The organism is Nocardioides sp. OK12 (genome assembly GCF_024341885.1).
Lineage (GTDB): Bacteria > Actinomycetota > Actinomycetes > Propionibacteriales > Nocardioidaceae > Nocardioides > Nocardioides marinisabuli.
Window position 1 is genome coordinate 23,849 of the sequence record NZ_BNET01000010.1, and the last position, 20,748, is coordinate 44,596.

A 20,748-nucleotide genomic window follows, 5' to 3' on the forward strand; every position below is an offset into this window, starting at 1 on the left:
GGCCCGATGTGCCCCCTGGCGTGAGGGGGCCCGCGTGATCCAACTCTCCAGGAGGAAGCCGTGAAGAAGACGGCCCGATTTGCCGCGGTGGCCATGGTCGCCGCACTTGCCCTGTCCTCGTGCGGCTCCGACGACACCGAGTCGTCGACCGGCACCGACGGTGGGGACGCTCCCAGCAGCGACGTCAAGGTCGGCATGGCCTACGACGTCGGCGGCCGGGGCGACCAGTCCTTCAACGACTCCGCCGCGGCTGGTCTCGACCAGGCCATGGAGGAGTTCGGCATGGAGTCGCAGGAGTCCGAGGCCGAGGACGGCGAGGCCGAGGCGGCCCGCGAGGAGCGCCTGCGCACCTTCGCCGACGCCGGCTACGACCCGATCATCGCCGTGGGCTTCGCCTACGGCCCCTCGGTGGGCAAGGTCGCCGAGGAGTACCCCGACGTCCACTTCGCGATCATCGACGACTCCAGCGTCGAGGCCGACAACGTCGCCAGCCTGGTCTTCGCCGAGGAGCAGGGCTCCTTCCTCGTCGGCGCGGCCGCCGCGCTGAAGACCGAGACCGACCAGATCGGCTTCATCGGTGGCGTCGAGACCCCGCTCATCCAGAAGTTCGAGGCCGGCTACGTGGCCGGCGCCGAGGCCGTCAACCCCGACATCGAGGTCGACGTCACCTACCTGACCCAGGCCCCCGACTTCTCCGGCTTCGCCGACCCGGCCAAGGGCAAGACCGCCGCCCAGGGCATGTTCGACAACGGTGCCGACGTCGTCTACCACGCCGCCGGTGGTTCCGGTGGCGGCCTGTTCGAGGCTGCAGCGCAGTCCGGCAACTGGGCCATCGGCGTCGACTCCGACCAGTACGAGACCGCTGACTCCTCGGTGCAGGACGCCATCCTCACCTCGATGCTCAAGAACGTGAACGTCGCGGTCTTCGAGTACCTCTCCGAGGTCAACGACGGCACCTTCCCGTCCGGCGTGACCACCTACGACCTCGCGGTCGACGGCGTGGGCTACTCCACCAGCGGCGGCTTCGTCGACGAGTTCACCGAGCAGCTCGACGAGTACAAGCAGCAGATCATCGACGGCGAGATCACGGTCCCCGCGACCCCGTGACCCCTGCCTGACCCGTCCCACCGACGACGGGGTCACCTGCCCGCCTCGCAGCGGGCCGGTGGCCCCGTCGTCGTGCGGGCGGCTAGCGTTCGTCCGATCCAGTCCTTCGCGAAAGGGGCTCGCGTGTCCGAGACCGCACCCGCCCAGGCGTCCGAGCACGCGCCCGCCGTCCGCCTGCGCGGCATCGGCAAGCGCTTTCCCGGCGTCATCGCCAACCACGACGTCGACATCGACGTCGAGCAGGGCACCATCCACGCCGTCGTCGGCGAGAACGGCGCCGGCAAGTCGACGCTGATGAAGATCCTGTACGGCGTGCAGGCACCCGACTCGGGCACCATCGAGATCGACGGGCGTGCCGTCTCCCTGGGCTCGCCCGCCGACGCGATCGACCACGGCATCGGCATGGTCTTCCAGCACTTCATGCTGGCCGACAACTTCACCGTCCTCGAGAACGTCGTGCTCGGCGCGGAGAAGCTGCACGGCATCGGTGCCGCCGCCCGGGCCGAGATCATGCGCCTCTCCGACGCCTACGGCCTCGACATCGAGCCGGACCGCCTCGTCGAGGACCTCGGCGTGGGGGCGCGGCAGCGCGTGGAGATCCTCAAGGTGCTCTACCGCGGGGCCCGCGTGATCATCCTCGACGAGCCGACCGCGGTGCTGGTGCCGCAGGAGGTCGACGAGCTCTTCGCCAACCTGCGCGAGCTCAAGGCCGAGGGCCTGGCCGTCATCTTCATCTCGCACAAGCTCGACGAGGTGCTCTCCGTCGCCGACACGATCACGGTCGTGCGCCGGGGCACCACGGTGGCCACCGTGTCCCCCGACGAGGTCGACTCGCGCCAGCTCGCCGAGCTGATGGTCGGCTCGGAGCTGCCGACCCCCTCCACGGAGTCCTCCACGGTCACCGACACCGTCACGCTCTCGGTGCGCGGACTGCGGCTGCCCGGCGAGAGCCGGCTGCTCCTCGACGACGTCGGCTTCGACATCCACCGCGGTGAGGTGCTCGGCATCGCCGGGGTCGAGGGCAACGGCCAGGCCGAGCTCGTCGAGGCGATCATGGGCATGCGGTCCGGCGCCACCGGGAAGGTGGAGCTGGCCGGCCGCGACCTGACCCGGGCCTCGACGCGCGAGCGTCGGGAGGCCGGCATCGGCTACGTGCCCGAGGACCGGCACCGCCACGGTCTGCTGCTCGACTCCCCGCTGTGGGAGAACCGGGTGCTGGGCCACCAGTCGCGCGAGCCGGTGGTGCGCCGCGGCCTCGTCGACCGCCGGGCCGCGCGCGAGGACACCCAGCGCATCATCGAGCAGTACGACGTGCGCACGCCGGGCACCGACGTGCTCGCGCGGGCGCTGTCGGGCGGCAACCAGCAGAAGCTGATCGTGGGTCGCGAGATGAGCGGCGACCCCATCCTGCTGATCGCCGCCCACCCCACCCGGGGCGTCGACGTCGGCGCCCAGGCCGGCATCTGGGACCACATCCGCGACGCCCGTCGCGCGGGCCTTGCCGTGCTGCTGATCTCCGCCGACCTCGACGAGCTGATCGGCCTCTCCGACCGCATCGAGGTCATCCTCCGGGGCCGGCTCGTCGGCTCCTTCGACCCCAGCCAGGTCACCCCCGAGCAGCTCGGCTCGGCGATGACCGGCGCAGGAGGTGCCGCATGAGCGGCCTGTCACCCCGCCTGACCAAGGTCGTCCTGGGGCTCAGCGCCCCGGTGCTGGCCCTGTTCGCGGCCTTCGCCATCACCAGCCTGGTCCTCGTCGTCGCCGGCGACCCCGTGGGCGGGGTCTGGGGCGAGATCCTCACCGTCCCGGCGACGCGCAACGTGGCCAACATCCTCAACAACGCCACGGTGCTCTACCTCTCGGGCCTCGCGGTGGCCGTCGGCTTCCGGATGAACCTGTTCAACATCGGCGTCGACGGCCAGTACCGCGTGGCGGCCTTCGTGGCCGCCGTCGTCGCCGGTGAGGGCTGGCTGCCCGGTGCCGCCAACATCGTGCTGGCGATCGCCGCAGCGATGCTGGCCGGCGCCGCGTGGGCGGGCATCGCCGGCGTGCTGCGCGCCAGCCGCGGCGTCAGCGAGGTGATCGCCACGATCATGCTCAACTTCATCGCCACCGGCCTGGTCGCGTTCTTCCTGCGCAAGGTGGCGGTGCGCGAGGCCGGCAGCAACACCATCGGCACCAAGGAGATCCCCGAGGGCAGCCGGATCCCCGGCTTCGAGATCGGCGACGGGGCGACCACCGAGGTCTACGGCTTCATCTTCCTGGCGGCGCTGGCGGGCTTCGCCTACTGGTTCGTGCTCAACCGCACCCGCTTCGGCTTCGAGCTGCGCGCCACCGGCGCCTCGACCTCCGCGGCGGTGGCCAGCGGCATCAACGTCAAGCGGATGACCATCACCGCGATGCTCATCTCCGGCGCCCTGGCCGGCCTGGTCGGGCTCCCGATCCTCTTCGGCGACGCCTACGCCTACGGCTCGACCTTCCAGAGCGGCCTGGGCTTCGCGGGCATCGCGATCGCGCTGCTGGGCCGCAACAACCCGATCGGCATCGCGGTCGGTGCGCTGCTCTTCGCCTTCCTCGACGAGCAGTCCAACGCCCTGCAGATCCTGGTCGGGGTCTCGCCCGACATCGTGGCCATCACCCAGGGCGTGATCGTGCTGACCGTGGTCATCTCCTACGAGGTCGTGCGCCGCTACGGCGTACGCCTCGAGCAGCAGCGCGTCGCCGGCGCGCTGGAGCAGGAGCACCGAGCCGCCGACGAGCAGGAGACCCACGCATGAGCACCACCACGTCGTCTCGTCCCGTCGCGGGAGCCACCGCGAAGCGCCGGCTGCCGCGCTGGTGGTGGCTCGGCGCCGTCCTCGGCGTCCTCTTCGTCGTCTCGGTGCTCGAGGTGGTCACGGGCGCCGACGACCTGGCCTCCTCCGGCACCGTGCGCGCCACCCTGATCGCCCTGGTGCCGATCATGCTGGCCGGCCTCGGCGGGCTCTGGTCCGAGCGCGCGGGCATCGTCAACATCGGCCTCGAGGGCATGATGATCCTCGGCACCTACGGCGCCGGGTTCTTCGGCTACCACTACGGCGCGTGGGCCGGCGTGGCCGGCGCCCTGCTGATGGGTGCCCTCGGCGGGCTGGTCCACGCGATCGCCACCGTCGTCTTCGGCGTCGACCACATCATCTCGGGCGTGGCCATCAACATCATCGCGCTCGGCGCGGTGCAGTACCTCGCCTCGCTGACCTTCGCCGGCCTGCCGGGCGGGGGCTCGACGCAGTCGCCCAAGCTCGACAACGTGCCATCGGTGACGATCGGCCCACTCAGCGACGCCCTGGGCGACCTCGAGGGCCAGGACATCTTCTTCGTCTCCCAGCTGGCCGCGGTGCTGCGCGCGATGGTCACCAACCTCTCGCTCTTCGTGCTGCTGGCCTTCGTGCTGCTGCTGCTGACCTACGTCGTGCTGTGGCGCACCACCTTCGGCCTGCGGCTGCGCTCGGTGGGCGAGAGCCCCTCGGCGGCGGAGTCCCTGGGGGTGGCGGTGCTGCGCTACAAGTTCAGCGCCGTGCTCGTCTCGGGGGCCCTGGCGGGCCTGGCCGGCGGCTTCCTGGCGATGGTGGCCTCCTCCAACTACCGCGACGGGCAGACCGGCGGGCGCGGCTACATCGGCCTGGCGGCGATGATCTTCGGCAACTGGCGCCCCACGGGCCTGCTGGCCGGCTCCGGGCTGTTCGGCTACACCGAGAGCGTCGGGCTCCGCCAGGGCGGCACCTCCGTGCACGCCCTGCTGCTCGGCGTCGCGGTGCTGGCCATGGGCCTCGCGGCCTACCAGTTCTACCGCCGCAACATCACCCAGGGCAGCGTCATCCTGGGTCTGGGCGCCGTGGTGATGCTGGTCTGGGTGGCCATCGACACCGTGCCGGGCGACTTCACCAGCATCACCCCCTACGTCATCACGCTGCTGGTGCTGGCCTTCGCCTCGCAACGACTACGCATGCCGGCGGCCGACGGGCAGATCTACCGGAAGGGAAGTGCGGGCTAGTGACCTCCACGAGCGACGTCGACTGGGCCGCGCTGCAGGAGGCGGCCACCGAGGCGATGCGCCACGCCTACGCCCCCTACTCGCGCTACCGCGTGGGGGCCGCCGCGCTGGTCGACGACGGCCGGCTCGTCACCGGCTGCAACGTCGAGAACGCGGCGTACGGCGTCGCGCTGTGCGCCGAGTGCGGGCTGGTCAGCCAGCTGCACATCACCGGTGGCGGTCGCCTGACCCACTTCGTGTGCGTCGACGGCGAGGGTGCGGTGATCATGCCGTGCGGGCGCTGCCGCCAGCTGCTGTGGGAGAACGGCGGCCCCGAGCTCGAGCTGATGACCGTCTCCGGCCTGCGCCCGATGAAGGAGGTCCTGCCCGATGCGTTCGGTCCCGACGACCTCGCTTGACCTGTCCGACCCGGCCGTCGCCGCCGACCCCTACCCGTTCTTCGCCGCCGAGCGTGCGCAGCACCCGGTGGCCTGGCACGAGGGCACCCAGCGCTGGCTGACCTTCTCGCACGCGACGGTCGGCGCGGTCCAGCGCGACCGACGCCTGGGCCGGTTGTGGACCGACAAGGAGCCCGCCTCCTACCTCGAGCCGTTCAACCTGCTGCACCGCAACCAGATGATGGAGAACGAGCCGCCGGTGCACACGCGGCTGCGCCGGCCGGTCGCCTCGGCCTTCAGCCGCGGCCACGTCGAGCGGCTGCGTCCGCGGGTGCGCGAGATCGCCGCCGGGCTGCTCGACGAGGTCGGCGACGGCGTCTTCGACGTCGTCGGGGCCTACGCCGAGCCGTTGCCGGTGCTGGTGATCGCCGAGCTGCTGGGGGTGCCGCGCAGCCACGTCGACGACCTGCGCGACTGGTCGCAGGCCATCGTGCGGATGTACGAGGTCGCGCCCTCCCAGCAGGTGGTCGACGACGCGGTGAGCGCCTCGGTCGACTTCGCCGCGCTGGTGCGCGACCTGGTCGCCGTACGCCGCCGCACGCCCGCCGACGACCTGGTCACCGACCTCGCCGCGACCGAGCTGAGCGACGACGAGGTCGTGGCCGCGGTGGTGCTGTTGCTCAACGCCGGCCACGAGGCCTCGGTCAACGTCTTCGGCAACGGCCTGGTCGCGATGCTGCGCCGCGGGCTGCGCCCGGGTGCCGACCCGGCCGTGTGCGTGGAGGAGATGCTGCGCTTCGACTCGGCGCTGCAGCTCTTCGAGCGCACCGCCACCGAGGCGGTCGAGGTCGGCAGCGGCGAGCAGGCGGTCGTCGTCGAGCCGGGCCAGCGGATCGCCGCGCTGCTGGGTGCGGCCAACCGCGACCCGGCCGTCTTCGAGGACGCCGACGAGTTCCGCGTCGACCGCGAGCGCAACCCGCACCTGGCCTTCGGGGTCGGCGTGCACTTCTGCCTGGGCGCGCCGCTGGCGCGCATGGAGCTCGCCGAGTCGCTGCAGGCGCTGTTCGCGCGGATGCCCGACATCACGCTGGCAGGGGAGCCGGAGAGCCGGGGCACCTTCGTGCTGCGCGGGTTCCATAGAGTTCCGGTCACCGGGCGCTAGACCGGCCCGGGGTCGACGAGGGAGAGGGATCAGATGAGCAAGCACGACGCGGTCGAGGTCATCCACGCCAAGCGGGACGGCCACGGGCTCACCGACAGCCAGATCGACTGGGTGGTCGACGCCTACACGCGCGGCGACGTCGCCGACGAGCAGATGTCGGCGCTGGCCATGGCGATCCTGCTGCGCGGCATGGACCGCGGCGAGATCAGCCGCTGGACGCAGGCGATGATCGCCTCCGGCGAGCGGATGGACTTCTCCTCGCTCTCGCGCCCCACCGCCGACAAGCACTCCACCGGTGGCGTGGGCGACAAGATCACCCTGCCGCTCGCCCCGCTGGTCGCGGCCTGCGGCGTCGCGGTGCCGCAGCTCTCGGGCCGCGGCCTGGGCCACACCGGCGGCACCCTGGACAAGCTCGAGGCGATCCCCGGCTGGCAGGCCGACCTCTCCAACGCCGCGCTCCTGGAGCAGCTCGAGGAGATCGGCGCCGTCATCTGCGCCGCGGGCGCCGAGCTGGCCCCGGCCGACAAGAAGCTCTACGCGCTGCGCGACGTGACCGGCACGGTCGAGGCGATCCCGCTGATCGCCTCCTCGATCATGAGCAAGAAGATCGCCGAGGGCACCGGCGCGCTGGTGCTCGACGTCAAGGTCGGCACCGGCGCCTTCATGAAGTCCCTCGACGACGCCCGCGAGCTGGCCGAGACCATGGTCGCGCTCGGCAACGACGCCGGGGTGACCACGGTGGCGCTGCTCACCGACATGTCGACGCCGCTGGGCCTGACCGCCGGCAACGCGATCGAGGTCGCCGAGTCGGTCGACGTGCTCGCCGGCGGCGGCCCCGCCGACGTGGTGGAGCTGACCGTCGCCCTGGCCCGCGAGATGCTCACCGCGGCCGGCGTCACCGACGTCGACCCCGCCGACAAGCTCGCCGACGGCTCGGCCATGGACGCGTGGAAGAAGATGATCCGCGCCCAGGGCGGCGACCCCGACGCCGACCTGCCGCGCGCCAAGGAGGAGCACGTCGTCGAGGCGAGCACCTCGGGCGTGCTCACCAGGCTCGACGCCATGGCCGTCGGGATGGCCGCCTGGCGCCTGGGCGCCGGCCGGGCCCGCAAGGAGGACCCGGTGCAGGCCGGCGCGGGCGTCGTGTGGCACGCGCGGCCCGGCGACGAGGTCACCGCCGGCCAGCCGCTGTTCACGCTGCTGACCGACGAGCCCGAGCGCTTCGACCGGGCACTGGCCTCGCTCGAGGACGGCTACGACGTCGCCGAGGACGCGCGCGGCTTCACCCCCGACCCCCTGGTCATCGACCGCGTTGGGTGAGCGCAGCGCCGTCGCGCTGGTCTTCGGCTCGTCGGCGGCCGTGCTGGTCGTCGAGCTGGTGGCGCTGCGGCTGCTCGCGCCCTACCTCGGGCTGACCCTCGAGACCAGCACCCTGGTCATCGGGCTGGCCCTCACCGCCATCGCGCTCGGCTCCTGGGCCGGTGGCCGGGCCGCCGACCGGATGCCGCCGCGGCGCGCCCTGGGGCCGCTGCTGGGCATCTCCGGGGTGGTCGTGGCGCTCACGCCGCTGCTGGTGCGCGGCGGCGCCGAGGCCGGCTCCGGCGGGCTGCTGCTGCCGGCCGCGACGACCACGATCGTGGTGCCCGGTGCCCTGCTCTCGGCGGTCACGCCGATGGTGACCAAGCTCCGGCTGACCAACCTCGACGAGACCGGCAGCGTGGTGGGCCGGCTCTCCGGCATCGCGACGGCCGGCTCGATCGCCGGCACCGTGGTGACCGGCTTCTTCCTGGTCTCCCTGGTGCCCGTCAGCGTCATCCTCGTCGGGCTCGGGGCCGTGCTCGTGCTGGCCGGTGTCGTCGTCGACTGGCGGGTGCGCGGCTGGCGCGCCGGCGCCACCCCGGTGGTCCTGGTGCTGCTCGGCGGGCTGGGCGCGGCCGCCGCTCCCGGCGGCTGCGACGTCGAGACCACCTACCACTGCGCCGTGGTGCAGGAGGACCCCGAGCGGGCGGGCGGGCTGGTGCTGGTCCTCGACGGGGTGCGGCACTCCTACGTCGACCCCGACGACCCGACGTACCTCGACTTCGTCTACGTGCGCGCCGCCGCCGCGGCGATCGACGCCGTGCACCCGGCCGGGGAGCCGGTCGCGGCCTACCACCTCGGTGGCGGCGGGCTGACCCTGCCGCGCTGGCTGGCGGCGACCCGGCCGGGCAGCAGCAGCCTCGTCTCCGAGATCGACGGCGGCGTCGTCGACCTCGACGTCGAGCGGCTCGGCCTGGAGACCGGCCCCGACCTCGAGGTGCGGGTCGAGGACGGACGGCTGGGCCTGGGGCGGCTCGACGACGCGGCGTACGACCTGGTCGTCGGTGACGCGTTCGGCGGGCTGAGCCCGCCCTGGCACCTCACCACCGTGGAGGCGGTCCGCGAGGTGAGGCGGGTGCTGGTCGACGACGGTGCCTACGTGCAGAACCTCATCGACCGCGGCCCGCTGGCCTTCGCCCGGGCCGAGCTGGCCACCCTGGGCGAGGTCTTCGAGCATGTCGCGCTGCTCGCCTCGCCGGCCACGCTGGCCCGCGAGGACGGCGGCAACCTGGTCGCCGTGGCCTCGCCCGCGCCGCTCGACCTCGAGCGGGTGCAGGACGGTCTCGACGAGCGCGGCACCGGGTGGCGGCTGGTCACGGGCGCCGACCTGGAGGAGTGGGTCGACGGGGCCGAGGTGCTCACCGACGACCACGCCCCGGTCGACCAGCTGGTGACGCCGTACGGCTGAGAGCATGGCGGCATGGATGCCCGTGTGCTGCTCGCGACCTTCTGCCTGATGCCCGAGGGCGAGCCCGGCGGCTCGCTGCTCGTCGACGCCCTGGCCGAGCGCGGCGTCGAGGCCGCGTGGGCGGTCTGGGACGACCCGGCCGTCGACTGGGCGGCCGCCGACCTGGTCGCCGTCCGGGCGACCTGGGACTACCAGCGCCGGCTGGGCGCCTGGCGCGACTGGGTGGGCCGCGTCGAGAAGGAGACCCGCCTGCTCAACGGCGGCGCCGTCTTCGACTGGAACACCGACAAGGCCTACCTGGAGACCCTGGGCGAGCACGTGCCCGTGGTGCCTTCCGAGCTGGTCGCCGACGACGACCTCGTCGGGGGCCTGCGCCGGGCGCTGGCGCGCTGGGACAGCGTCGTGGTGAAGCCGCGCGTCGGGGCCGGCGGGGTCGGGGTGGTCGTGGTCGACTCCCTCGAGGACGACCGGCTGGTCGGCCTGACCCCCGGGCCCTGGCTGGCGCAGCCGCTGGTCGAGTCGGTGCGCACCCGCGGCGAGACGTCGGTCGTCGTGCTCGACGGGCAGGCGCGCACCCAGGTCGACAAGGTCCCCGGCGCCGGGGAGGTGCGGGTGCACACCGAGCACGGCGGGCGCAGCACCCTGGTCGACGTGGCGCCGGAGGCCGAGCGGCTGGCGCTGGAGGCGGTGCGGGCGGCCGAGACGCTGCTCGAGCAGCGCCTCGACTACGCCCGCGTCGACATGATGGAGCTCGACGGGCGGCTCGTGGTCAGCGAGCTCGAGCTGATCGAGCCCGGGCTCTACCTCGACCTCGCGCCGGGCTCCGCCGGCCCGTTCGCCGACCTGGTGCTCGACCGGCTGGGTTGAGCCTCAGTCGGTGAGCAGCAGCACGACCGACTCGGCGACGCAGGCCGGCTTGTCGACGCCCTCGATCTCGACGGTGTAGCGCACGGTCGCCTGCTTGCCGGCGGGGATGTCGGTGACCTCGCCGAGGGTGACCGTGGCCCGGATCTTCGAGCCGACCAGCACCGGGTTCGGGAATCGCACCTTGTTGACGCCGTAGTTGAGCTTGGCGCCGGGGGTGTCGAAGCTGAAGACCTTGCTGCCCAGCCACGGCACCAGCGAGAGCGTCAGGTAGCCGTGGGCGATGGTGCCGCCGAAGGGGCCCTCCTTGGCGCGCTCGACGTCGACGTGGATCCACTGGTGGTCACCGGTCGCGTCGGCGAAGGTGTCGACCCGCTGCTGGTCGATCTCGACCCAGTCGCTGGTGCCGAGCTCCTGGCCGGCGGCCTCGGAGACCTCGTCGAGGGAGGTGAACACGCGCATGGTGGCTCCTGTCTGGAAGGTGTGTGGGGAGGGGGTGCAAGGATGCCGCCATGAGCAGCACCCGCACCGAACCTATCGTCCCGACCGCGAGCCAGGTGGCCCGCGCACCCAAGGTGGTGCTGCACGACCACCTCGACGGCGGGCTGCGCCCGGCCACGGTGCTGGAGCTGGCCCGCGAGATCGACCACGCGCTGCCGGCCGACACGGCCGAGTCGCTGGCGCAGTGGTTCGCCGAGTCGGCCGACTCCGGCTCCCTGGAGCGCTACCTCGAGACCTTCCAGCACACCGTGGCGGTGATGCAGACCGCGCCGGCGCTGACCCGGGTCGCGCGTGAGTTCGTCGAGGACCTGGTCGCCGACGGCGTCGTCTACGCCGAGGTGCGCTACGCCCCCGAGCAGCACGTCGAGCACGGGCTGAGCCTCGACGAGGTGGTGGCCGCGGTGAAGCAGGGCTTCGACGAGGCCGTCAGCGCCGCCGACGGCGCCATCGTGGTGCGCCAGCTGCTGACCGCCATGCGCCACCAGGCCCGCTCGATGGAGATCGCCGAGCTCGCGGTCGCCTGGCGCGACCGCGGCGTCGCCGGCTTCGACATCGCCGGCGCCGAGGCCGGCTACCCCCCGACCCGCCACCTCGACGCCTTCGAGTACCTCCAGCGCGAGAACGGCCACTTCACCATCCACGCCGGCGAGGCCTTCGGGCTGCCCTCGATCTGGCAGGCGCTGCAGTGGTGCGGCGCCGACCGGCTCGGGCACGGCGTGCGCATCGTCGACGACATCGAGGTCGCCGACGACGGCACCGTCACCCTGGGCCGCCTGGCGGCGTACGTGCGCGACCGGCGGGTGCCGCTCGAGCTGTGCCCGGCCAGCAACGTGCAGACCGGCGCGGCCAGCTCGATCGCCGAGCACCCGATCGGGCTGCTGACCCGGTTGCGCTTCCGGGTCACGGTCAACACCGACAACCGGCTGATGTCGGACACCTCGATGACCAAGGAGATGACCGCGCTCGTCGACGCCTTCGGCTACACCCTCGACGACCTGCGCTGGTTCACCATCAACGCGATGAAGTCGGCGTTCCTGCCCTTCGACGAGCGCCTCGCGATCATCGACGAGGTCATCAAGCCCGGGTACGCCGCCCTGGCCGCGGAGGGCGCGTGAACCTCGCGCTGAGCGTGGTCATGCTCGGCGCCGCGGTGCTGGCGCTGCTGGCCGGCGTCGTGCTGGCCGTGGTCGGCCTGCGCCAGCGGCGCGAGGCCGCCGGCTTCGGCGAGCGCTCGGAGCCGACGACCGCCGAGGTGCTCGAGTCGCTGCCCAAGGACGTGGCGATGGCCGGGGAGCCGGTGACGATCTACTACCAGCAGCTGCGCTACCGCGTCGGCGAGCGCGACGTCGAGGCCCAGACGATGACCGGCGTCGAGCCCCCGGTGCCGCACGTGGGGGAGCAGGTCGAGGTCCGCTACGACCCCCGGCACCCCTCTCGCGTCGTGCTCGCCAGCGCCGACCCCGTCGCCGGCGCCGGCGCCACGTCGATGGCCCTGGCCCGGATGATGCTCGGCCTCGGCATGTCGCTCCCCGTCGCCTGGGTCGTCATCCTCGGCATCGCCCGCACGCTGTAGCGGCCGTCCTGACAGCCGACCAGTCACTTCTGCACCCTCGACCGGTCAGTTCTGCACCCTCGACCGGTCACTTCTGACCCCTCGAAAAAGTTTTCGATCTTCCTGTGGAAAACGGGGTTTGACCTGGTGCTTTGTCGGTGGGCCCTGAGATGCTTTACTCATGTCCACCACCGCGGCACACCCCATCGGCGGTGCCGTCGCGCGGGTGCACGCCGCCCTCGACGAGGTGGCCGGTACGCCCTCGTGGTCGATGAGCCGGGCGGCGACGGCCGAGGCGTTGGTCGAGGTCTCCCGGGCCGAGGCCCGGTTGGTGGAGGTGCGCTCGCGCTTGTTGTCGCACGCCGAGACGGTGACGGTGGCGGAGACGAATGCATCGCCGTCCGTGGCGGTGTGGCACTCCAACGCGACGCGGTCGACGAAGCGGGAGTCGTTCCGTCAGGTGCGCCTGGCCGAGGGTCTGGATCGGTACGACCTCGTGCGGGAGGCAGTGGGTCGCGGCGAGGTGCTCGCGGAGCAGGCGTCGGTGATCTGCACTGCGCTGGACGACCTGCCCGACGACCTCGACGCCGGAGTGCTGGAACAGGCGACCAGAGCGCTGGTGGCGTTCGCGGAGGTCCACGACGCCAAGGCGCTCCGCGTCCTGGGCCGACGCATACTCGAGGTCGTGGCTCCCGAGGTCGCCGAGGCGTGGGAGGCCGAGCAGCTGGACCGCGAGGAGCGCGAGGCGGAGAGGTCCGCGGTCCTCCGGCTTCGCGAGGACGGGCAGGGCCGCATCAAGGGCAGCTTCACGGTGCCGCTGCTGGTCGGTCAGATGCTCGAGCGGGCACTGCTGGCGTTCGCCGCCCCCAAGCACCAGATCGCCACCCACGCCGCCGCGGCTGGGGAGAGCGAGCAGGACGAGGCGCCGGTTCCGGTACGTCGCCCCACCGCGCAGCGCCTCGGGGCGGCGTTCGTCGAGCTCGTCGAACGCCTCGACCCGGCCGACCTTCCTCGCGCCGGCGGCGTGAACGCCACGGTCGTGGTGACGATGAGCCTCGAGTCGCTGCAGGACGGCCTCGCCGCCGCCACGCTCGACACCGGCGCCCGCCTCAGCGCAGCGACCGCGCGACGCCTGGCCTGTGAGGCCGGCGTCATCCCTGTCGTCCTGGGTGGCGACGGCCAGCCCCTCGACGTCGGCCGCACCCAACGGTTCTTCACTGTCCCGCAACGCGTCGCACTCGGCGTGCGCGACAGGGGCTGCACCGCCCACGGCTGCGACGCCCCGCCCGCGATGTGCCACGCCCACCACGAGGACTTCTGGTCGCACGAGGGCCACACCGCCACCCGACGGGGGCGGCTGCTGTGCCCCTTCCACCACCGACGCATCCACGACCCGGAGTACGAGGCCGACGTCGGCGCCGACAACCAGGTGCAGTTCCACCGACGAACCTAGGCCGACGTAGCGGTGGGCTGGCAACCGTCCTGACAGCCAGTCCGGTTGCTGACGCACCGCTCCACCGGACGCGCCCGCTCAGCCGGCGACGGCAGCCGGTGCCACCACGAACCACGGCGTGCGCCAGCGCCCGAACGGCAGCCGCCCGGTCTCGAACGCCTCCCGGGTCACGCGCATCGTCGCGCCGCGCGCTGGGTCCCAGACCAGCAGGTCCTCGCCGCGCACCCCGACCACCAGCACCACGTGCCGCGGCAGCAGGGTCGACCCGACGTACAGCGGCACCGGCACGTCGTGGCCCGCGAGCACGAGCAGCGAGGCGAAGGCACCGGACCGGGCACCCAGCCGCACCAGCCCGGTGCGCCACCGCCCACCCGGACGCCGCGAGAGGCGCCGGGCGACCGCCCACGGGGGAGTGCCGAGCAACCGCGGCCACGGCAGCGCGGCGGCACCGTGGTCGCGCAGCCCGGTCACCTCGCGGTGCACGCGCAGCACCTCGGCGGGCCAGGAGCCGGGGTCGGCGCGCAGCCGGGCGTCGTACGACGCGTCGGTGAGCATGGTGGCCACGACCAGGCAGGCGGCGCCGCAGGAGCGCTGGTCGGGCTGGCGGTGCGGCCAGCGTGGGTCAGACACGGTCCGGACGCATCGCTGCGACCCGCTCGAGCGCCTCGGTCGGCGAGACCGGCTCGCAGCCCTTCGCGACCGCGTCGGCGACGACGCCGCGCTGGGCCCGGGCCAGGGCGAGCCCGCGGCGCACCAGCACCGGCGGCGGCTTGCGCCGCTCGCGCAGGTCACGGGTCAACCGCAGCCAGAAGGTGCGCGCCGTGCTGCGCCTGATGCAGTACGCCGCCGCCAGCAGGTCCGCGGTCCGCGCGGGCTCCACGACGCCGGGGGCGAAGATGCCCTCGGCCACGAAGAGCGGCGCCCCGCCCAGGTCGACCGGGCGCCACCCGGTGCGGCCGTTGCGGGCGATCTCGTAGACCGGCACGTCGGCCCGGCCGCGCTCGCACAGCTCGCGCATGGTCGCCAGCGCGTCGTCGGGCAGCCACGAGTCGGGGTGGTCCCAGTCGACGATCCCGGCGTTGGGGCCCTCGGTGATGCGCGGCAGCGACGGGTCGTCGCCGTCCTTGTAGAAGTCGTCGAGGCGCAGCACCGGCAGGCCGAGGCGTTCGGCGAGCCGGGACTTGCCCGACCCCGAGGGGCCGGCCAGGACGATGACCTGGGCGAGCAGGACGCTCACACCCCCATGGGGTGCCACACCGTCTTGGTCTCCAGGAACGCCGTCATCGGCTCGAGGCCGGGCTCGGCGCTCCAGTCGGGCTCGGCGGCGGGAGCACGGCGCACCCGCTTGAGGTTGTCGGCGGCCGCGACCTCGAGCTCGGTGGCCAGGGTCGCGTCACCCGCGACGCCGCACAGGTCGATCGCGTTGACGTCCATGTGGGCGGCCAGCCACGGCGCCACGGTGGCCGCCTTGCCGGTGAGGATGTTGACCACGCCTCCCGGCACGTCGCTGGTGGCGAGCACCTCGGCGAGGTTCACCGCCGGCAGCGGGCGCGAGTAGGAGGAGACCAGCACGGCGGTGTTGCCGCTGACGATCACCGGCGCCAGCACCGAGACCAGGCCCAGCAGCGAGGAGCGCTCGGGGGCGAGCACCGCCACGACGCCGGTCGGCTCGGGGGTGGAGAGGTTGAAGAACGGCCCCGCGACCGGGTTGGCGTTGCCGACGACCTGGGCGAGCTTGTCGGCCCACCCGGCGTACCAGACCCACCGGTCGACGGCCTCGTTGACGACCCGCTCGGCCTTGCTGCCCGAGAGCCCCTCGGACTGCTGGACGGCCTGCACGAACTGCGGGCGGCGGTCCTCCATCACCTCGGCGACCCGGTAGAGGATCTGCGCGCGGTTGTAGGCGGTGCGCCCGGCCCAGCCGGACTGGGCCTTGCGGGCCGCGCCGACGGCGTCGCGGGCGTCCTTGCGCGAGGCGAGGGCGGCGTTGGCCACGAAGGCTCCCTTGTGGTCGTTGACGACGTAGGAGTAGCCCGACTCCGAGCGCGGGAAGGCGCCGCCGATGAAGAGCTTGTAGGTCTTGCGGACGTCGATGCGGTTGCTCACGCGTCGGCTCCCTTCAGGTAGGCGGCGAGGCCGTGGCGCCCGCCCTCGCGGCCGTAGCCCGACTCCTTGTAGCCGCCGAAGGGGCTGGTGGGGTCGAACTTGTTGAACGTGTTGGCCCACACGACGCCGGCGCGCAGGCGCCCGGCGATGTCGAGGATGCGCGAGCCCTTGTCGGTCCAGATCCCCGCCGAGAGGCCGTACGGCGTGTTGTTGGCCTTCTCGACCGCCTCGCTGGGGGTGCGGAAGGTCAGCACCGACAGCACGGGGCCGAAGATCTCCTCGCGCGCGATGCGGTGCGCCTGGGAGACCCCGGTGAAGACCGTGGGCGGGAACCAGAAGCCGTTGGCGGGCAGCTCGCACTCGGGCGACCAGCGCCCGGCGCCCTCGGCCTCGCCGACGTCGGAGAGCTCGCGGATGCGGGCCAGCTGGGCGGCGGAGTTGATGGCGCCCACGTCGGTGTTCTTGTCGAGCGGGTCGCCCAGGCGCAGCGTCGACATCCGGCGCTTGAGGCGCTCGAGCACCTCGTCGGCCACCGACTCCTGCACCAGCAGCCGCGAGCCGGCGCAGCACACGTGGCCCTGGTTGAAGAAGATGCCGTTGACGATGCCCTCGACCGCCTGGTCCATGGGGGCGTCGTCGAAGACGATGTTGGCGGCCTTGCCGCCGAGCTCCAGGGTCACCTTCTTGTCGCTGCCCGCGACGGTGCGCGCGATGGCCTTGCCGACCCCGGTGGAGCCGGTGAAGGCGACCTTGTCGACGCCCGGGTGGCCCACCAGGGCCTCGCCGGTGGCGCCGGCGCCGGTGATGATGTTGACGACGCCGGGGGGCAGGTCGGCCTGCTGGCAGATCTCGGCGAAGAGCAGCGCCGTCAGCGGCGTGGTCTCGGCGGGCTTGAGCACCACGGTGTTGCCGCAGGCCAGCGCCGGGGCGATCTTCCAGGCCAGCATCAGCAGCGGGAAGTTCCACGGGATGACCTGGCCGGCCACGCCCAGCGGGGTGCTGCCGTAGCCGGAGTGCTCGAGCTTGTCGGCCCACCCGGCGTAGTAGAAGAAGAAGGCCGCCGCGGTCGGGACGTCGACGTCGCGCGACTCCTTGATCGGCTTGCCGTTGTCGATGGTCTCCAGCACCGCGATCTCGCGGGAGCGCTCCTGCAGGATGCGCGCGATGCGGTAGAGGTACTTGGCGCGCTCGCGCCCGGGCATCGGGCCCCAGACCTTGTCGTAGGCCTTGCGCGCGGCCTTGACCGCGGCGTCGACGTCGGAGGCGTCGGCCTCGGCGACCTCGGCGAGCACCTCCTCGGTGGCCGGGTTGACCGTCTTGAAGGGGGTGCCGTGGCCGTCGGTGAACTCACCGTTGACGAAGAGCCCGTAGGAGCCCTTGATGTCGACGATCGCGCGGGACTCGGGGGCGGGGGCGTACTCGAAGATGCTCATGCGATCAGTCCAGGGTGAAGTAGTCGGGGCCGGAGTAGCGGCCGGTGCGCATCTTGGTCCGCTGCATCAGCAGGTCGTTGAGCAGCGTGGAGGCGCCGAAGCGGAACCAGTCGGGGTCGAGCCAGTCGGGGCCGGCGACCTCGTTGACGGTGACCAGGTACTTGATCGCGTCCTTGGTGGAGCGGATGCCGCCGGCGGGCTTGACGCCCACCATCTGCCCGGTGGCCTCGCGCCAGTCGCGCACGGCCTCGAGCATGATCATGGTGACCGGCAGGGTCGCGGCCGGCTGGGTCTTGCCGGTGGAGGTCTTGATGAAGTGGCCGCCGGCCATCATCGCCAGCCACGAGGCGCGCCGGACGTTGTCGTAGGTCTGCAGCTCGCCGGTCTCGAAGATCACCTTGAGGTGGGCGGGCCCGCAGGCCTCCTTGACCGCCACGATCTCCTCGTAGACGTCGAGGTAGCGCCCGGCCAGGAACGCGCCGCGGTCGATGACCATGTCGATCTCGTCGGCGCCCGCTGCGACGGCCTCACGGGTGTCGGCGAGCTTGACCTCGCGCGAGGCGCGGCCGCTGGGGAACGCGGTGGCCACGGCGGCGACGTGGACGCCGCTGTCGCCGAGGGTCTCGCGCGCGGTGGCGACCAGGTCGCCGTACACGCACACGGCCGCGACCGGCGGGCACGACGCGTCGGCGGGGTCGGGGCGGATCGCCTTGCTGGCCAGCGCGCGGACCTTGCCGGGGGTGTCGGCGCCCTCGAGCGTGGTCAGGTCGACCATCCGGATGGCCAGGTCGATGGCCTGCGCCTTCGCGGTGGTCTTGATCGACCGGGTGCTCAACGAGGCGGCGCGCGCCTCGGCGCCGACCTGGTCGACGCCGGGCAGGCCGTGCAGGAACCGGCGCAGGGACGCGTCGGAGCGGGTGACGTCCGAGAAGTTCCCGCCGGTGGCGGAACCGGTGGCCGCGCCGGTCGCGGTGGCGGCCGGGGCGTCCGTGGTGGGCGTGGAGGGCATTGGGCCAGCATAAGGTTGGCGGCCGACGGCGCCACAACCGTCGAGCAGCCCCCCACCCCCGCCCCTGGACGGAGCACCTGTCATGACCGGCCCGGACGAGTACGTCGAGGTCTTCAAGCCGACGAGCGGACGCTTCCTGGGGGTGGTGGGCCTCCTGGTCTGCGCCGGGGTCGTGGTGATCGGCCTGGTCGACCCGGGCTCCGGCTTCGGGGTCACCACGATGGCCGTGGCGGTGCTCGTCGGCGTCCTGGTGCACGGCTCGATGCTCAAGCCCGTGGTGCGCGCCACCGACGACGAGCTCGAGATGGTCAACCTCTTCGAGACCGTCCGGCTGCCGCTGGCCGGTGTCGAGACCGTGGCGGTGCGCCAGGTGCTCGCCGTGCTCGTCGGCGACAAGCGCTACGTCTCCCCGGCGGTGGGCCGCACCTTCCGCCAGGCCCTGCGCAAGCCGCGCTCGACCCGGGAGCTGGCGATGACGCCGGTGCCGGGGGAGGGCCTGGTCGCCGAGGAGGGCATGAACTACGCCGACTTCGTCGAGGACCGGCTGCGCGAGCTGGCGGCCCAGGCCCGCAGCCGGCACCGCGTCAAGCTCGGCAGCAGCGAGCAGGCCGCGCTGGCCGCCCAGGTCGTGCGCCGCCCGGCGCTCGTGCAGATCGGGCTCACGGTGCTCGCGGGCGCCGTCGTCGTGCTCAGCCTGCTGCTGGGCTGAGACTCAGCTAGAGACCGAGCGCGGCCCGTACGTCGCCCCCGAGCGCGTCGAGGCGCGTGGCGGCCGAGATGCGGGCCGCCTCGACGGGCTCGTCGCGCACCGGCACCACGACCTCGAGGTAGGCCTTCAGCTTGGGCTCGGTGCCGCTGGGGCGGACCACCACGCGGGCCCCGTCGGCCAGCCGGTAGCGCAGGCCCTCGGTCGGCGGCAGGTCGGCGGAGCCCTCGGCGAGGTCGTCGACGCCCTCGACCGCCAGGCCGCCGAGCTCGGTCGGCGGCTGCTCGCGCAGCCGCGCCATCGCGTCGGTGATCAGGCTGAGATTCTCCACCCGCACGCTGACCTGATCGGTGGCGTGCAGGCCGTGCTCGGTGGCCAGGTCGTCGAGCAGGTCGAGCAGGGTGCGCCCCTGGGCCTTCGCGTCGGCGGCCATCTCGCAGAGCAGCAGCAGCGCCGAGACGCCGTCCTTGTCGCGCACGTGCTCGGGGTCGCAGCAGTAGCCGAGCGCCTCCTCGTAGCCGAAGGAGAGCCCCTCGACGCGACCGATCCACTTGAAGCCGGTGAGCGTCTCGGCGTACGGCAGGCCGGCGGCGGCGGCGATCTTGCCCAGCAGGCTCGACGACACGATGCTCGTGGCCAGGGTGCCGGTGACCCCGCGGCCCACCAGGTGGGAGGCGAGCAGCGCGCCCACCTCGTCGCCGCGCAGCATCCGCCAGCCGGTCGGCGTGGGCACCGCGGCCGCGCAACGATCGGCGTCGGGGTCGTTGGCCACCACGAGGTCGGCGTCGGTGCGCTCGGCGAGGGCGAGCGCCAGGTCCATGGCCCCGTCCTCCTCGGGGTTCGGGAAGGGCACGGTGGGGAAGTCGGCGTCGGGCTGCTCCTGCTGCTCCACGACCCGGGGGGCCGCGAAGCCGGCGGTCTCGAGCACCTGCGCCACCGTGCTGCCGCCGACGCCGTGCAGCGGGGTGTAGACGACGTCGAGGTCGCGCGGGCCGTCGCCGGCCAGCGCCGCGACGGTGTCGAGATAGGCGTCGAGGATGTTCTCGTCGAGCACCCGGGCGCCGTCGGCGCGGGGCACCGACGACAGCTCGCCGACCGCGGCGATCCGCTCGGCGATCTCGGCGTCGGCGGGCGGCACGATCTGGCTGCCGTCACCGAGGTAGACCTTGTAGCCGTTGTCCTGCGGGGGGTTGTGGCTGGCGGTGACCATCACGCCGGCCACGCAGCCGAGCTCGCGGATGGCGTAGGCCAGCACGGGGGTGGGCAGTGGGCGCGGCAGCAGCCACACGTCGAGCCCGGCGCCGTTGATGATCTCGGCGCTGTCGCGGGCGAACTGCTCGGAGAGGTGGCGGGCGTCGTAGCCGATCACCACCGCGCCACGACCGGCGTGCCCACCCTCGGCGTCGGCGACCAGGTACGCCGCCAGGCCGGCCGCGGCCCGCGAGACCACCACGCGGTTCATCCGGTTGGGCCCCGCGCCCATCGCGCCCCGCAGGCCGGCGGTGCCGAACTCGAGGGTGCCGTCGAAGCGGTCGGCCAGGTCGGCGCGGGCGGCCTCGTCGCCGGACTCGACGGACGCCACGAGCCGCTCCAGCTCGTCGCGGGTCGTCGGGTCGGGGTCGGCGTCGGCCCAGGCGCGGGCGCGGTCGAGCAGCTCGGTCGAGGAGGTCGGCGAGGTCAT

20 protein-coding genes are annotated in these 20,748 nt (G+C 73.0%); 13 read left to right on the forward strand and 7 right to left on the reverse strand.

Annotation, left to right across the window (positions count from 1 at the left end; genetic code table 11):
* The first annotated feature begins 60 nt into the window (after positions 1–60).
* From OCU29_RS19275 to OCU29_RS19315, 9 genes are all read left to right on the forward strand, one after another.
* A complete protein-coding gene (locus OCU29_RS19275) occupies positions 61–1,107 on the forward strand; it encodes a BMP family protein (RefSeq protein ID WP_179614031.1) in 1,047 nt (348 codons plus the stop codon).
* A 123-nt stretch (positions 1,108–1,230) separates the two neighbouring features.
* A complete protein-coding gene (locus tag OCU29_RS19280; RefSeq protein WP_179614030.1) occupies positions 1,231–2,766 on the forward strand; it encodes an ABC transporter ATP-binding protein in 1,536 nt (511 codons plus the stop codon).
* Positions 2,763–3,884, forward strand: a complete 1,122-nt coding sequence (locus tag OCU29_RS19285) for an ABC transporter permease (protein ID WP_179614029.1) — start codon at positions 2,763–2,765, stop codon at positions 3,882–3,884. Before OCU29_RS19280 ends, OCU29_RS19285 begins: the two co-directional genes overlap by 4 nt.
* The gene (locus OCU29_RS19290) at positions 3,881–5,137 is read left to right on the forward strand and encodes an ABC transporter permease (RefSeq protein ID WP_261821195.1); all 1,257 of its coding nucleotides are present in this window, start codon (positions 3,881–3,883) and stop codon (positions 5,135–5,137) included. The genes OCU29_RS19285 and OCU29_RS19290 overlap by 4 nt, the downstream gene beginning before the upstream one ends.
* Complete coding sequence (locus OCU29_RS19295; protein WP_261821196.1) at positions 5,137–5,535, forward strand: cytidine deaminase; 399 nt, start codon at positions 5,137–5,139, stop codon at positions 5,533–5,535. Before OCU29_RS19290 ends, OCU29_RS19295 begins: the two co-directional genes overlap by 1 nt.
* Positions 5,507–6,676 (forward strand): cytochrome P450, encoded by a 1,170-nt coding sequence (locus OCU29_RS19300; RefSeq protein ID WP_261821197.1) that lies wholly within the window; start codon positions 5,507–5,509, stop codon positions 6,674–6,676. Before OCU29_RS19295 ends, OCU29_RS19300 begins: the two co-directional genes overlap by 29 nt.
* A gap of 33 nt (positions 6,677–6,709) precedes the next feature.
* Positions 6,710–7,996, forward strand: a complete 1,287-nt coding sequence (locus tag OCU29_RS19305) for a thymidine phosphorylase (RefSeq protein ID WP_261821198.1) — start codon at positions 6,710–6,712, stop codon at positions 7,994–7,996.
* Positions 7,989–9,443, forward strand: coding sequence for a fused MFS/spermidine synthase (locus OCU29_RS19310; protein WP_261821199.1), 1,455 nt, complete (start codon positions 7,989–7,991; stop codon positions 9,441–9,443). Before OCU29_RS19305 ends, OCU29_RS19310 begins: the two co-directional genes overlap by 8 nt.
* Positions 9,444–9,455: 12 nt before the next feature.
* Positions 9,456–10,310, forward strand: a complete 855-nt coding sequence (locus OCU29_RS19315) for a RimK family alpha-L-glutamate ligase (protein WP_261821200.1) — start codon at positions 9,456–9,458, stop codon at positions 10,308–10,310.
* Positions 10,311–10,313: 3 nt separating this feature from the next.
* Here OCU29_RS19315 and OCU29_RS19320 read toward each other — a convergent pair whose 3' ends face one another.
* Complete coding sequence (locus OCU29_RS19320) at positions 10,314–10,769, reverse strand: MaoC family dehydratase (protein ID WP_179614022.1); 456 nt, start codon at positions 10,767–10,769, stop codon at positions 10,314–10,316.
* Between the two features lie 50 nt (positions 10,770–10,819).
* Here OCU29_RS19320 and OCU29_RS19325 point away from each other — a divergent pair, with 50 nt between their 5' ends.
* The 3 genes from OCU29_RS19325 (at position 10,820) to OCU29_RS19335 (ending at position 13,813) form a co-directional block, all read left to right on the forward strand.
* Positions 10,820–11,923, forward strand: coding sequence for an adenosine deaminase (locus OCU29_RS19325; RefSeq protein ID WP_261821201.1), 1,104 nt, complete (start codon positions 10,820–10,822; stop codon positions 11,921–11,923).
* Positions 11,920–12,381, forward strand: a complete 462-nt coding sequence (locus tag OCU29_RS19330; RefSeq protein ID WP_179614020.1) for a DUF3592 domain-containing protein — start codon at positions 11,920–11,922, stop codon at positions 12,379–12,381. The genes OCU29_RS19325 and OCU29_RS19330 overlap by 4 nt, the downstream gene beginning before the upstream one ends.
* A gap of 160 nt (positions 12,382–12,541) precedes the next feature.
* Positions 12,542–13,813, forward strand: coding sequence for an HNH endonuclease signature motif containing protein (locus OCU29_RS19335; protein ID WP_261821202.1), 1,272 nt, complete (start codon positions 12,542–12,544; stop codon positions 13,811–13,813).
* A gap of 78 nt (positions 13,814–13,891) precedes the next feature.
* On the opposite strand, the gene OCU29_RS19340 is transcribed toward OCU29_RS19335, so the two are convergent.
* From OCU29_RS19340 to deoC, 5 genes are read right to left on the reverse strand one after another with little or no spacing between them, the layout of a single operon-like run.
* Entirely contained in the window at positions 13,892–14,443 is a 552-nt protein-coding gene (locus tag OCU29_RS19340) for a hypothetical protein (RefSeq protein ID WP_261821203.1), read from the reverse strand.
* Entirely contained in the window at positions 14,436–15,050 is a 615-nt protein-coding gene (locus tag OCU29_RS19345; RefSeq protein WP_261821204.1) for an ATP-binding protein, read from the reverse strand. The genes OCU29_RS19340 and OCU29_RS19345 overlap by 8 nt, the downstream gene beginning before the upstream one ends.
* The gene (locus OCU29_RS19350) at positions 15,047–15,919 is read right to left on the reverse strand and encodes an aldehyde dehydrogenase family protein (RefSeq protein ID WP_261821205.1); all 873 of its coding nucleotides are present in this window, start codon (positions 15,917–15,919) and stop codon (positions 15,047–15,049) included. The genes OCU29_RS19345 and OCU29_RS19350 overlap by 4 nt, the downstream gene beginning before the upstream one ends.
* Positions 15,916–17,352: an aldehyde dehydrogenase family protein gene (locus tag OCU29_RS19355; RefSeq protein WP_218876211.1), complete on the reverse strand. Its 1,437-nt coding sequence runs from the start codon at positions 17,350–17,352 to the stop codon at positions 15,916–15,918. Before OCU29_RS19355 ends, OCU29_RS19350 begins: the two co-directional genes overlap by 4 nt.
* A 4-nt stretch (positions 17,353–17,356) precedes the next feature.
* A complete protein-coding gene (gene deoC, locus OCU29_RS19360; protein WP_261821206.1) occupies positions 17,357–18,361 on the reverse strand; it encodes a deoxyribose-phosphate aldolase in 1,005 nt (334 codons plus the stop codon).
* Between the two features lie 82 nt (positions 18,362–18,443).
* Here deoC and OCU29_RS19365 point away from each other — a divergent pair, with 82 nt between their 5' ends.
* On the forward strand, positions 18,444–19,070 hold the full coding sequence (locus OCU29_RS19365; protein ID WP_261821207.1) for a hypothetical protein: 627 nt from the start codon (positions 18,444–18,446) through the stop codon (positions 19,068–19,070).
* Positions 19,071–19,077: 7 nt separating this feature from the next.
* Here the strand turns inward: OCU29_RS19365 and OCU29_RS19370 are convergent, their stop codons facing one another.
* Positions 19,078–20,748, reverse strand: a complete 1,671-nt coding sequence (locus OCU29_RS19370; RefSeq protein WP_261821208.1) for a phospho-sugar mutase — start codon at positions 20,746–20,748, stop codon at positions 19,078–19,080.